At 67.6% G+C, this 12,153-nt stretch carries 9 protein-coding genes and 2 pseudogenes; 3 read left to right on the top strand and 8 right to left on the bottom strand.

Annotated elements, in window-relative coordinates:
* Nucleotides 1–45: 45 nt before the first annotated feature.
* Nucleotides 46–1,383: a DEAD/DEAH box helicase gene (locus tag PH586_RS16875; RefSeq protein WP_271348932.1), complete on the top strand. Its 1,338-nt coding sequence runs from the start codon at nt 46–48 to the stop codon at nt 1,381–1,383.
* A gap of 279 nt (nt 1,384–1,662) precedes the next feature.
* On the opposite strand, the gene PH586_RS16870 is transcribed toward PH586_RS16875, so the two are convergent.
* The 4 genes from PH586_RS16870 to PH586_RS16855 form a co-directional block, all read right to left on the bottom strand.
* A complete protein-coding gene (locus PH586_RS16870; RefSeq protein ID WP_271348931.1) occupies nt 1,663–2,901 on the bottom strand; it encodes a TIGR03862 family flavoprotein in 1,239 nt (412 codons plus the stop codon).
* A 112-nt stretch (nt 2,902–3,013) separates the two neighbouring features.
* Nucleotides 3,014–3,622, bottom strand: a complete 609-nt coding sequence (locus PH586_RS16865; protein ID WP_408636982.1) for a TIGR04211 family SH3 domain-containing protein — start codon at nt 3,620–3,622, stop codon at nt 3,014–3,016.
* Nucleotides 3,623–3,939: 317 nt separating this feature from the next.
* Entirely contained in the window at nt 3,940–4,662 is a 723-nt protein-coding gene (locus PH586_RS16860; RefSeq protein ID WP_271348929.1) for a gamma-glutamylcyclotransferase, read from the bottom strand.
* A gap of 80 nt (nt 4,663–4,742) precedes the next feature.
* On the bottom strand, nt 4,743–6,020 hold the full coding sequence (locus PH586_RS16855) for a tetratricopeptide repeat protein (protein ID WP_271348928.1): 1,278 nt from the start codon (nt 6,018–6,020) through the stop codon (nt 4,743–4,745).
* A gap of 111 nt (nt 6,021–6,131) precedes the next feature.
* Between PH586_RS16855 and PH586_RS16850 the strand changes: the two genes are divergently transcribed.
* The gene (locus PH586_RS16850) at nt 6,132–7,190 is read left to right on the top strand and encodes a GlxA family transcriptional regulator (protein ID WP_271348927.1); all 1,059 of its coding nucleotides are present in this window, start codon (nt 6,132–6,134) and stop codon (nt 7,188–7,190) included.
* Here the strand turns inward: PH586_RS16850 and PH586_RS23800 are convergent.
* The 3 genes and pseudogenes from PH586_RS23800 to PH586_RS16830 all read right to left on the bottom strand — a co-directional run.
* Nucleotides 7,177–7,419, bottom strand: a pseudogene (locus PH586_RS23800) (DNA topoisomerase III); the annotation flags it as partial. The gene PH586_RS16850 and the pseudogene PH586_RS23800 overlap by 14 nt on opposite strands.
* A gap of 500 nt (nt 7,420–7,919) precedes the next feature.
* A pseudogene (locus PH586_RS16835) lies at nt 7,920–8,221 on the bottom strand (hypothetical protein); the annotation flags it as partial.
* A gap of 74 nt (nt 8,222–8,295) precedes the next feature.
* Nucleotides 8,296–8,508: a DUF3079 domain-containing protein gene (locus tag PH586_RS16830; RefSeq protein ID WP_271348926.1), complete on the bottom strand. Its 213-nt coding sequence runs from the start codon at nt 8,506–8,508 to the stop codon at nt 8,296–8,298.
* A 200-nt stretch (nt 8,509–8,708) separates the two neighbouring features.
* On the opposite strand from PH586_RS16830, the gene PH586_RS16825 reads away from it, so the two are divergent.
* Nucleotides 8,709–10,847, top strand: a complete 2,139-nt coding sequence (locus PH586_RS16825; RefSeq protein WP_271348925.1) for a NosR/NirI family protein — start codon at nt 8,709–8,711, stop codon at nt 10,845–10,847.
* Nucleotides 10,848–10,969: 122 nt separating this feature from the next.
* Here PH586_RS16825 and PH586_RS16820 read toward each other — a convergent pair whose 3' ends face one another.
* Complete coding sequence (locus PH586_RS16820) at nt 10,970–11,986, bottom strand: DUF4917 family protein (RefSeq protein WP_271348924.1); 1,017 nt, start codon at nt 11,984–11,986, stop codon at nt 10,970–10,972.
* Nucleotides 11,987–12,153 lie beyond the last annotated feature (167 nt).

Raw genomic sequence — 12,153 nt, 5'->3', positions numbered from 1 at the left:
ACTGCGCGCATTCGCACATTCGTGTCCCACGTTCTGGTTACCCTCATGAGCTTCGTTTCCCTCGGCCTGATCGATCCCCTGCTGCGCACCCTCGATGGCCTCGGCTATGCCACGCCCACCCCGGTGCAGGCCCAGGCCATCCCGCCGATCCTCAAGGGTCAAGACCTGATGGCCGCGGCGCAGACCGGCACCGGCAAGACCGCCGGCTTCGCCCTGCCGCTGTTGCAGCGCTTGATGATGGAAGGGCCTGTGGTTGCCAGCAACTCGGTGCGCGCCCTGGTGCTGGTGCCGACCCGCGAACTGGCCGAGCAGGTGCAGCAGAGCTTTCTGACCTACGGCCAGAACCTGCCGCTGCGCAGCTATGCGGTGTACGGCGGGGTCAGCATCAACCCGCAGATGATGAAGCTGCGCAAAGGCCTCGACGTGCTGGTCGCCACCCCTGGGCGGCTGCTCGACCTGTACCGGCAGAACGCGGTGAAGTTCAACCAGCTGCAGGTGCTGGTGCTGGACGAGGCCGACCGCATGCTCGACCTGGGTTTTGCCCGCGAGCTGCAGGACGTATTCGCCGCGCTGCCGAAGAAGCGCCAGACCCTGCTGTTTTCCGCAACCTTCTCCGACGCCATTCGTGACATGGCCAGCGAGATGCTGCACGAGCCGCTGAGTATCTCGGTCAGCCCGCGCAACGCCGCGGCCAAGTCGGTCAAGCAGTGGCTGACGCCGGTGGACAAGAAGCGCAAGAGCGAGCTGTTCCTGCACCTGTACCAGAGCAAGCGCTGGAGCCAGGCGCTGGTGTTCGTCAAAACCCGCAAGGGCGTCGATGAGCTGGAAGGGGAATTGCAGCGCCATGGCATCAGCGCCGATGCGATCCACGGTGACAAGCCGCAGGCCACCCGCCAGCGCGCCCTGCAACGCTTCAAGGATGGCGAGGTCAAGGTGCTGGTGGCCACCGACGTGGCGGCCCGCGGCCTGGATATCGACGACATGCCGCTGGTGGTCAACTTCGACTTGCCGACCGTCGCCGAAGACTACGTGCACCGCATCGGCCGCACCGGTCGCGCCGGTGCCACGGGCCAGGCGGTGTCGCTGGTCTGCGCCGACGAGGTGGAGCTGTTGGCGGCCATCGAGACCCTCACCCAGCAGGTGCTGCAACGCCTCGACGAGCCGGGTTTCATTCCCGACCACCGCGTGCCGCAGACCCTGGCCGGCGGCCAGGTGGTGAAGAAGCCGAAGAAAGCCAAGAAGCCGAAGGTAGTTGGCGGCGGCAAATCCGCCAGCCTTGGCCGCTGGCTGGAAAGCGACGAGTCAGCCGCGCCGGCGGTCAAGGCCGTGCGCAAGGTACCGAGCTTCGGCGGCAAACCGGCCAAGGGCGGGCGCAAAACGTAGGGCCGACGAGGAACGTGCGCTCCGTAGGGTGTCATTCGCCGCAGGCAGTGCAGCGATGGTTCACCCGCGCGGAGCAACGCTGGCGGGCTGTCGCTGCGCTCCGAACGGTTCGCCGCCCGAGCCGCCCTACGGACAGACCACAGAGTCAGGGACAATCCGCAACCAGTAGGGTGTCACTCGCCGTAGGCAGTGCACCATGGTTCATTGGCACGACACAAAGCTGGCAGGCTATTGCTGTGCTCCGAACGGATCGTCGCCCGGACCGCCGTCCGTAGGGCGTTATTCGGTTTGTAACCACTCCAGCATGCCCAACCCTGCCGCCCGGCCGCTGGCGAAGCAGGCGGTGAGCAGGTAGCCGCCGGTCGGCGCCTCCCAGTCGAGCATCTCGCCGGCGCAGAACACCCCGGGCAGTTGCCTGAGCATCAAGCCGGGGTCCAGCGCCTCGAAGGGCACGCCGCCGGCCGTGCTGATCGCCTCGTCCAGCGGCCGTGGCCTGACCAGGGTCAGCGGCAGTGCCTTGAGCGCAGCCGCCAGGCGGGCGGGGTCGGCGAAGCTGTCGGCGGTTGCCAGTTCGCGCAACAGCGCAGCCTTGACCCCGTCGATGCCGACCTGGCGGTGCAGGTGCTTGGCCAGCGAATGCGAGCCGCGCGGCTTGCCCAGCGCGGTTTGCAGCGTGGCCAGCGGACGCTGCGGCAGCAGGTCGAGATAGACCGTGGCACTGCCCTGCTGGTTGATGCGTTCGCGGATACGCGCCGACAGGGCATACACCAGGCTGCCTTCGACGCCGCCGGCGGTGAGGACGAACTCGCCCTGGCGCGGCGCTTCGTCGTCCAGGCGCAGGCTGACGTTCTTCAGCGGCGCGCCGGCGAACTTGTCGCGCAGCAACGCACTCCAGCCCGTTACCTCGAAGCCGCAGTTGCTCGCCTGCAGTGGCGCGATTTCAATCCCGCGCGCCTGCAGCAATGGCGCCCAGGCGCCGTCCGAACCCAGCCGCGCCCAGCTGGCGCCGCCCAGCGCCAGCAGGGTGGCATCGGCCTGCACCGCGGTTTCGCCGGCGGGCGTGGCGAGGCGCAACGCGCCGTCGGCCGTCCAGCCCAGCCAGCGCTGGCGGGTGTGGATCTGCACGCCCAGTTCGCGCAGGCGCTTGAGCCAGGCGCGCAGCAAGGGCGCGGCCTTCATGTCGCTGGGGAATACCCGGCCGGAGGTGCCGACGAAGGTGTCGATGCCCAGCTCGTGAATCCAGGCGCGCAGGGCGTCGGCGTCGAACTCGGTGAGCAGCCGGGCGATCTCTCCCTGACGCGCGCCATAGCGGCCGAGGAAGGCCGGCTTGGCTTCGGAATGGGTGATGTTCATCCCGCCGACCCCGGCCAGCAGGAACTTGCGCCCCACCGAGGGCATGGCGTCGTACAGCTCGACCCGCACCCCGCTGCGGGCCAGCACCTCGGCGGCCATCAGTCCGGCGGGACCGCCGCCGATGATGGCGGCGCGGGGAGGGGTGCGGGGAGCTGAGTGGGTCATGGGGCGATCGCTTGGTCGGGGCGCAAGGCGCACATTCTACCCCAGAGCGACGGCCCGGCTCGGCTCTGGCCGGCCAAACAGCGGGCCGGGATCATGGCGCCGTGGGGGCGTCTCAGAACCAGCGGTCGTTGCGTTTGCGTCCGCGGGTCAGGGTCGGCAGGATCAGCCCGACCAGCAGGCCGGCGCCGGCGATGCTGCCGCCGTAGACCAGATACAGCATCAGCAGCCGCTGGTTCTCCTCACCCAGGCGCGCCTGGGTGGTGCGCAGCTCCGACTGGGACGCGGTCAATTGCGCGTCGAGGGCCTTGCGGCTCGCCTCCAGCTCTTCGATCAGCGCCTTGCGCGAGTCCAGCGTCTCCTGCATGCCCTGGACCCGGGTCTTCCAGTTGTCGTCGATGCTCTTGAGCTGGGCGCCGAGTTCGGCCACCTGCTGCTCCAGTTGCGGCAGGCGCTCGGCCTGGCCGGGCATCTCCTGCAGATCCCGGCTGGGAATCCACACGCTGTCGCCCGACTCGCCGCGAATCTGGCTGTAGTCGCCGCGGGTACCGAGCAGCTCGACTTTCTGCCCCGACTGGAGGCTGCCGACGATCCGATAACCGTCGGTCGGTCCGCTGCGCACATAGGTGCTCAGGCTGTCGCTGACCCAGCGCTCGTTGCCGGCGGCCTGGGCCTGGACCGTGGCGAGCAGGGCGAGCAGCACGCTGCCGAGGGCATGGCGCAGGAGGCAGGCGGGGGCGGGGAGCAGGGCGCATAGCTGACGAGATGGAAGATGGCGATCTTCACATTAAAGAGAAAAAACAAAGGTCCGCTGGCCGAACCGGTGAACGACGGGATGGCGGCCCATGCAAGCCTGCGAGGATGGCTCCAGCAGGGCGGCGAGCTCGACGTGGGGGCGTTCTGGCCGTCAGTCCGGAGCCGTTGATTCGCGGCGCCGTCCGGCAGCCCTCCAGCTGACAGACAGTTCATGGGCGCCTGGGTTCACTGCCGGCGTTGCATCGGCGTGCGCTCGGGCCTTGCCGGCGGCGCCGGCGTGTGGGATCAGGACGGCTTCAGGCTGAACTGCGGATCTTCGATTTCCCGGGCGACCAGGTGCTGCACCTGCCACAGGTTGCGATCCCGAATGCCGTGCTCCTCCAGCATGCTGACGGTGCGCAGCAGGTACTGGGCGGCGGAGCCCCAGTGCCCGGCCGCGCGCGCCAGCACCCAGGCCACTTCGGTCAGCGGCAGCTTGCCGGCATAGGCCATGCCGTCGGGGGCCGCGACAAAGGCCAGGGCGCGCAGGACGCCGGACTCGGTCTTGACCGAGATCCAGCGCGGCACGTTGGTCGCCGGGTTGGCATCGATTTCCCGCCGCATCAGCAACCCGAGCTGCTGCTCATGCTCCTGCGCCGGCAGCCGGTAGACCAGGCCCTGGCAGCTGCCGCCGCGGTCGAGGGCCAGCATCAGCGCGGGCAACTCGCGGGTGCCGCGCCAGCGCGTGAGCTTCAGGCAGAACGCGCGGTGCCAGCCGAAGGCCTTGGCGCGGCGGGTTTCCAGCACCTCGAACTCGGGATTCCAGATCAGCGAGCCATAGGCGAACACCCAGAGTTCGGTCGGCCGGTGTTGCGCCAGCAGCTCGTCGACCAGCGTGTCGAACTCGGCGTCGCTGTGCTCGCTGGTGCCGGGTTCCGGTCCGGGGTCCGCCTCGAAGCGCTCGACGCGCGCCACCAGTTCCGTTGTCAGCCGGGCTTGCCGGGCCCCGCCGGGTCTAGTTGTGGTCATCGCAAGCGCTCCGTAGCGGCATCCGACAACTATAGCCGCTGGGTGCGGGGCGGTGCTGCTGGCCAGCATTGCGCAGCGGCTCAATGCACGCTGCGCTGACCGCCAAGCAGCTGTCGTTCCCTTTCCAGGGCGGTGGCCAGACTGGCCTGGCTACCGTGTCTGGCCGCCACCAGCAGCGTCTGGTCGAGCAGGTCGCGCTGGGCATGACTGCCGCCGAAGCCATGTGCCCGGTTGCGGATGCTGCGCAGCAGCTCGACGCAGCGGTCGTAGCGGCCGGCCGTGAAGGCCAGCAGCGCGTCTATGGCCGGCGCGCCTATGGTGCGGGTCATCCACGCATTGTCGTCGTCGCGCCGCAAGGCACCGGCCTGGGCCTGGCGCACACGCTCGAGCAGGTCGTCGCGGCCGGCGCCGGCGAAAGCCATGCAGGCGTGCAGATCGTTGAAGGCGTAGTGGCCTTCGTCGGCCAGTGGTTCCCAGCGTGCGGCCAGGCTCTGCCAGCGCTCCTGCACATCTACCCCACGTAGTTGCAGGCGCCAGAGCAGGGCGCTGCCGTCCACCAGCTCCAGGGCGATCTGCGGATGGTGGCCGTCGATTGCCGTGTCGAACAGTTCCAACACGCTGGCGGTATCGCCCAGCTCCAGGTGGTACAGCGCCAGGTGCCACCAGTTGTGCACGGCGAGCATGTTGTCCTGCTGCCAGGCCTGGTTACCACGCATCCAGGCGATGCCTTCCTCGCGGCGGTTCTGCATCTCCAGCACGTGCGCCACCGCATGCTGGGCCCAGGCGTCGGCGGGCTCGAGAGCCACGGCCTGGCGGCCGAGACGTTCGGCCAGGCGGTAGTCGCCGCACTCCTCCAGGCCGAAGGCGTACATGCCAAGCAGCGCGTGGTAGCCCGGCACCTCCGCCGACCAGGCCGGAAATACCCGGGCGATGCGGTCGCGCAGCATGCGTGCGTCGCCGGTGAGGAAGTCCAGCTGGTGGCCGACCTGCAGGGCCAGCAGGTCGTGCGGATACTCGATGCTGAGGTCTTCCAGGCTGCGTGCGGCCAGCAGCAACTGGCCGTCCATCAGCTGCGCGATCGCCTGCAGATGGCGCGCCTCGCGGTCGTTGTGCGGCAGGACGCGAGCCCGCTCGAGGCCGGCGCCGACCTCGGGCAGGGCGCGGCCTTCGCAGCTCATGAGGTACAGCCAGGCGCGCAGCACATGGCCCATCACCAGTTCGGGCGAGGCCTCGAGTGCCGCATCGACGCTGGCCAGTGGATCGTTGCGAAAGCAGCGCAACTGCGTCAGGCCGCGCTCGAGCAGGGTCAGGGCCTGGCTGTTGCAGCCGGTCAGTTGATAGCCGTGTGCATCTTTCATTGTTCTATGCTCCAAGGGTCGGGTTCGCTGGCTCGTGCCAACGCCTTCATCTTTGGTGCGCCGGGCGAACCGCACCATGGTCATACAGGTCAGAAAATGGGCATTTCCGCCATGACTTGTCCGGATGGCGCGAGTAGCGCCCAGGCCCTGACCGTCGCCTTGCTCGCCCTGCCGGATACCACCGCCTCGACGCTGTTCGGTCTCTTCGACCTGCTGCAGGGCACTTGTCGTGACTGGCATATGCTGATGCATCAGACCGAAGTCGCCTCGCCGTTCCGACCGCTGATCGTCAGCCGCGACGGCCTGCCGTTGCACGCGGCCAATGGTGTACTGATCCAGCCGCACGCAGGCCTGGCGGATGCGCCCCCGACCGATGTGGTGATCGTCAGCGACCTGGCGGTAAGCCCGTGGCAGCCGCTGGGCGAGCGCTACGACGTCGAGGTGCAGTGGTTGCGCGAGCGCCATGCGGCCGGCGCGACCCTGGCCTCGGCCTGCTCCGGCGCGCTGCTGCTGGCGCGCACCGGCCTGCTGGATGGCTACGAGGGCACTTCGCACTGGGGCTACTGCGAGAACCTGCAGCTCGAACACCCGCGCGTGCGCTGGCAGCCGGACAAGTCCCTGGTCATATCGGGCGAGGGCCAGCGCATGGTGATGGCTGGCAGCGGCACCAGCTGGCACGCCCTGGCGCTGTACCTGATCGCCCGTTTCGTCGGCGCCGAGGAGGCGATGCAGATGGCGCGGATCAACCTGCTCGACTGGAGCTCCACCAGTCCGCTGGCCTACGCCGCCATGATGCGCACCGGGCAGCAGAACGATCCGGTGATCGCGCGCTGCCAGGAATGGGCCGCGTTGCACTACGAGAGCGAGGCGCCGGTGGCGGCCATGGTGCAGATGAGTGGGCTGGCCGAGCGCACCTTTCTGCGTCGTTTCTCCCAGGCCACCGGCATGTCGCCGCTGGATTACGTGCACACCCTGCGTCTGGAGGACGCCAAGCAGATGCTCGAGGCGGGTGAACTGCCGGTGGAGGCCATCGCCCTGGAGGTGGGCTATCAGGACGCCGGCTTCTTCGGCCGCTTGTTCCGGCGCAAGGTCGGCCTGACCCCGGCGCAGTACCGACGCCGCTTCGGGGTGTTGGCGCGGCGCCTGAGCGGGGTGGCTAGCGAGGACTGAGCGCTCGACTCGCCCGCCGGCCGCTCGTCGCCTTGGCCTTGCCCGGCTGGCGCTTGCGCTTCCACGGCGTCTTCGCGGGCGCGGCCGCGCCGCTGATGCTCAGGTGCAGGCCGCTGCAGCGTGCGACCTGCTTGCTCATCCAGGCCGACTGCTTGGCGATGAAATCCTCCAGGCTCATCTCGCCGCTCTGCAGCATGTCCAGCGCCTGTTCCCAGATCACCATGGTGCCGCGAGCGGCGCTGCGGCTCCAGCCGCCGCTGCAACTCGGCCAGCGCCGGATCGGCCCGTCCCAGGGCGGTGAGGATCGCCGGCGCCTCGCCGTGCTGGCTCAGCGGCAGGTAGCCGCAGTCGCTGCGTGGGTAGGTGATGGCCTTGTGCGTCTCGTACAGCGCCTGCCCGATGACAATGATAGTGCCTTCGCGCCAGACGCCGTCGGCGTCCTGACTCAGTGGTTGGCCGAGAGCCTTTACCTTCATGCCGGGAACTCTGCCGTCGGCGGCGGCCGCCAGCAGCGCGCAGAGGCAGGCATCGAGTTGGTCGTGGTTAGGCCGCTCGGGCAGCTGGGTCACGCCCAGTAGCTCCAGCACGGCCTTGCGGCTCGTACGCCCGGCGCGAAGGTGCTTCTTCGGCAGCCATGGTGCCAGTTGCCGCCAGACCGCGCCCTGGTAGGTCTCGGCCATGCCGCCGACCCGCTCCGCTCGGCCAATGGCTATGCCGGCCTCGGCACAGCCCGCGCGCGTGCCAGACCCGGGCGGCGCTGTGGTGGAGGATGCCGTGGCGGCGAGCCAGGGCGGCGCGGTCCTGGTCGTAGCCGCCGCTGATCAGGCCGACCAGCGGGATGCGCGGCCCAGGCAGTGGTAGAGCACCGCCAGGTCGCGGGCGATCACCGCCAGGTCATTGAAGTTGCAGAAACCGCCCGGGTGGACGTGATGGGGGCCTCCGGCCAGGTGGCAGGCCAGGCCATGCTGCAAGGCCTGCTCGGCAGCCAATAGCGAGCCACCCACCCCGTGTACGGTGCGTTGCACCAAGGCCGCCCTACCCGCAGGCAGTGCTCCATGGTTCCTGGCGCGTTACAACAGCTGGCGGATTTCCTTGCGCTGACAACTCAGAGCGGTTGGTCTTTCGGCTTCTTGGTCTCGCCCGGCGGCTCGATGCCCCAGTCGCCGAACAGGTACCAGTCCTCGCCGAGCATCTCGGCCGGGTGCATGGTGCGCTCGGAACCGTTGCCGCATTCCAGCGAGCCCGCCGGGCAATAGCGGTCGCAGCCCCAGCAGATGCGCTCGGGGTGGGGTGGCTGTAACGGGAATTTCTTGGCCATTTTCGCTCCTGCTGATGCGGCAGTCGTGCCAAGGCTACTCCGCTCGGGCCAATAAGCGCTTGATCACGCGCAAGAAGTTCAAGCGCCGCGACATGGCCATTTCTACGACTGAAGTAGCGCCTTACCTGCCGGCAAGTCGCATGGCGCTCGGCTGCACGCCGGATAGCATGGCTGCAGGGACAATACCGACGAGGCGCGCCATGCCATCCTGCTTCAGCCGCTTTGCCTGCCTGCGGGTGCTGGTGCTGGTGTGCATGCTGTTCAGCCAGCCGCTGGCCGCCGAGGCGCTGCAGGAGGAGATCCTCCAGCTGTTCCCGAAGGCCACGCGGATCGAGCCCAAGCAGGAGGCCCCGCCGGTCTACAGCGTCTACCAGCTCGACGAGCTGCTCGGCTACGCCTTCGAATCCAGCGACTACTCGAGCCTCCAAGGCTTCTCCGGCAAGCCCATCCGCCTGCTCATCGGCATGGACCTGCAGGGCGTGCTGGCCGGGGTGCGGGTGCTTGAACACCACGAGCCGGTGTTTCTCTATGGCCTGGGGGTGCAGCCGCTGCTGGACTTCGTCGATCAGTACCGGCAACAACCCATAAGCCGGCCGATCATCGTCGGCGGCCGCCGCTCGGACAGCGCGGACGGCGAATCGACCACCCAGTTCGATGGCGTCAGCAAGGCCACGGTGTCGGTGGTGATCCTCAATGAAACCGTGCTGCAGGCCGCCATGAGTGTCGCCCGGCAACTGCTCGAGGGCTTCGCCAGCGGTCCGCTGGCCACGGCGAAAAGCGATCTCTACCAGCCGATGGACTGGCAGCGCCTGCTGGATAGCGGCTACGTGCAGCGTTGGACGCTGGGCCGCGAGGAGGTCGAAGCGGAGCTGGGGCATCCGTTGAGCGATTTCCCCGCGTTCGAGCAGGCGGACGACAGCGTGCCCTTCAGCGAGCTGCATTTCGCCTACCTCAACGCCCCGAGCATTGGCCGCAACCTGCTCGGCGAGGCCGGCTGGCAGCAGCTCAACGAGGAGTTGCTGCCCGGCGAACAGGCGCTGCTGGTCATGTCCAGCGGCCTGTACCGGCATGTCCCTGCCGATTTCACCCCGGCCACTGCCACCAGCCGCCTGGTGCTGATGCAACACGGCCAGGCCATCGAGTTGTACGACATGAACTTCAATAATGGCGAGGTGCTGGCGACGCTCGCCACGCCGCTGCAGGCGGTCGACGCGCATATCTTGCGCATCAAGACCCACGCCGCCTTCAACCCGGCGCAGCCCGCCGCCCTGCAACTGAACGTCAGCCTGCGGCGCAATCATCTGGTGGAGAGCCACAGCCACTTCAGCCGGGCGTTCCAGCTCGACCTGCAGCTGTTCGATATCCAGCAGGCCGTCGCCACGGCCGAGCCGCTGCCCATCTGGCTGCGCATGTGGCAGCAACGCATATGGCAGATCGGCCTGCTGGTCGGGGCGCTGATCCTGTTGAGCGGCGTGTTCATCTTCCAGCAGCGCATCAGCGCCCACAGTCGCGGTTTTCACCTGTTCCGCGCCGGCTTCCTGCTGTTCACCCTGGGGTTTATCGGGCTCTACGCCCAGGGCCAGCTGTCGGTGGTGAATATCTTCACCCTGCTGCTGACCCTGGGGCATGATTTCGATATCCGCGTGTTCCTGATGGACCCGCTGATCTTCATCCTCTGGAGCTTCACCTTCGTCAGCCTGTTTCTCTGGGGCCGCGGCCTGTTCTGCGGCTGGCTCTGCCCCTTCGGCGCCCTGCAGGAAATGCTCGGCTGGGTGGCCAAGCGCCTGCGGATCAGGCAGTGGAAAGTGTCCGAGCGCCGCCACCAGCGCCTGCAAAAGCTCAAATATGTCATCCTGCTCGGCCTGCTGCTCGCGGCCTTCTACTCCCTGAGCCTGGCCGAACGCCTGGCCGAGGTGGAACCCTTCAAGACCTCGATCACCCTGTTCTTCGTGCGCAGCTGGCCGTTCGTGCTCTACGCCGTGATCCTGCTCGGCCTGGGCCTGTTCGTGCACAAGTTCTATTGCCGCTACGTCTGCCCGCTCGGCGCCGGCCTGGCCATGCTCGGCAAGTTCCACCTGTTCGCCTGGCTCAAGCGCATCGACGCCTGCGGCCAGCCCTGCCAGCACTGCAAGAACCACTGCGAAATCGGCGCCATCGAGCGCGACGGCCGCATCGACTACGACGAGTGCATCCAGTGCCTGGAATGCATCGTGATCCTCAACAACGACGACCAATGCGTGGCCAGCATCAGCGCGCGCAAGCAGGCGGAAAGAGCCGGCCGGCAGCAAGGCCGAGCAGGCATCATCGTCAGCGACTGGCAGCCGGAACACGCAGGCTAGGGCAGGGCGGGTAGGCCTCGGCTCTTGACCCGGGAGTGGCGAGTGGGGCCCCGCTTCTTACCTCGGCCAGCGCCGTGCGCCGGCAGGGTTGAGCCCGTCAGGCGCGGTCAGGTCGGGAGTCGTTACGGCGCTGCTGGGGCCGCGATGCGCAACTCGGGATCGCCCAGTGGGTGGCTGAGCGCATCGAAGAAGCGCAGTTCCACCTGCTGTGCGGCGAACAGGCTGGTGTAGTGCTGCTTCTGCTGGGCGATAAACAGCGGGTTGTGCGGGTAGATCGAGATGGCCAGGGTCTGCAACCCGGCCTGCTGCAAGGCCTGGATCAGGTGCTGATCCTGCGCCGCCAGGCTGTGACCGAAGATGCACAGCCGGTCCTTGGCTTGCGCCAGCTGGCTGTAGCAGAACGACAGGTAGTCGGAACTGCGGATGGCCTTGAGCTTGTCGGCGCTGCTGCCTTCGTTGACGAACAGCGGGATATCGCCCAGCCGGTTGATGGCGAAGCTGGCCAGCAGGGTGCTTTCCGAGGAATTGAGGAGGCGTGTGCTGCCATCGCTGTTTTTCACCAGGTGCATGCCGCCATGCAGGTACAGCATGCGCGTGGCCGTGCCCTGGCGCTGGCAATTATCGGGGGCGAAGGTCGAGTCCGCGCCGCGGAACAGGTCTTCAAACGCCGCCGGCGCCTGCATGATGGCCCAGTAGTTGAGCAGGTCGTAATTGCCGGAATAGACCGTCTGGTATTGGCTGAGCGCGCGGTTGATCCGCTCCAGGCCGCTGGCTTGCATCAGGCTCCAGGGGATATGCACCGAGCGCACGGCGTGGATCAGTGCTTCCTTGATGGCGAAGTAGCGATGGCGCGGCGACGACGAGTTGATGGTCAGCGCGGCATTGACCCGGATGCTGTTTTTCAGGGCGCTGAGCACCTGCTCGAAGTTGCTGGTATCCAGGGCCCGGAACACGCTGAGCTCGGTCGCGCTAAGGGGACGGTTGCGGGTGGTCTGGGCTTCGTCGAACAGTGAGGAATAGGCGAACTTGCGCCATACCGCCTGGCTCGCGCCGTTGCCGATCAGCAGCTCGGCAAAGCCGATGCTGCTGTTGAGGGTGCTCCAGTCTTCCAGTTCGCCAGTAAATGCCGGGAATTCCATAATGGTTATTTGTCGCCTTGGGCCGTGATTGCGCAAGGCGCGACTTTAGCATGGGGCGCAGCAACTGCCGGCGTGGCCGGTGCGGTTGCCGTGCCGCTGCCCGAAGACAGCGCCTGCGGGCCCGCCAGCGCGTCACCGTGCAAGAGCGGTCTGGACGCAATGCTCCA

Origin of the sequence: Pseudomonas aestuarii (assembly GCF_027988105.1) — a bacterium.
Lineage (GTDB): Bacteria > Pseudomonadota > Gammaproteobacteria > Pseudomonadales > Pseudomonadaceae > Aquipseudomonas > Aquipseudomonas aestuarii.
This window is presented reverse-complemented; position numbering and strand designations above follow the sequence as displayed.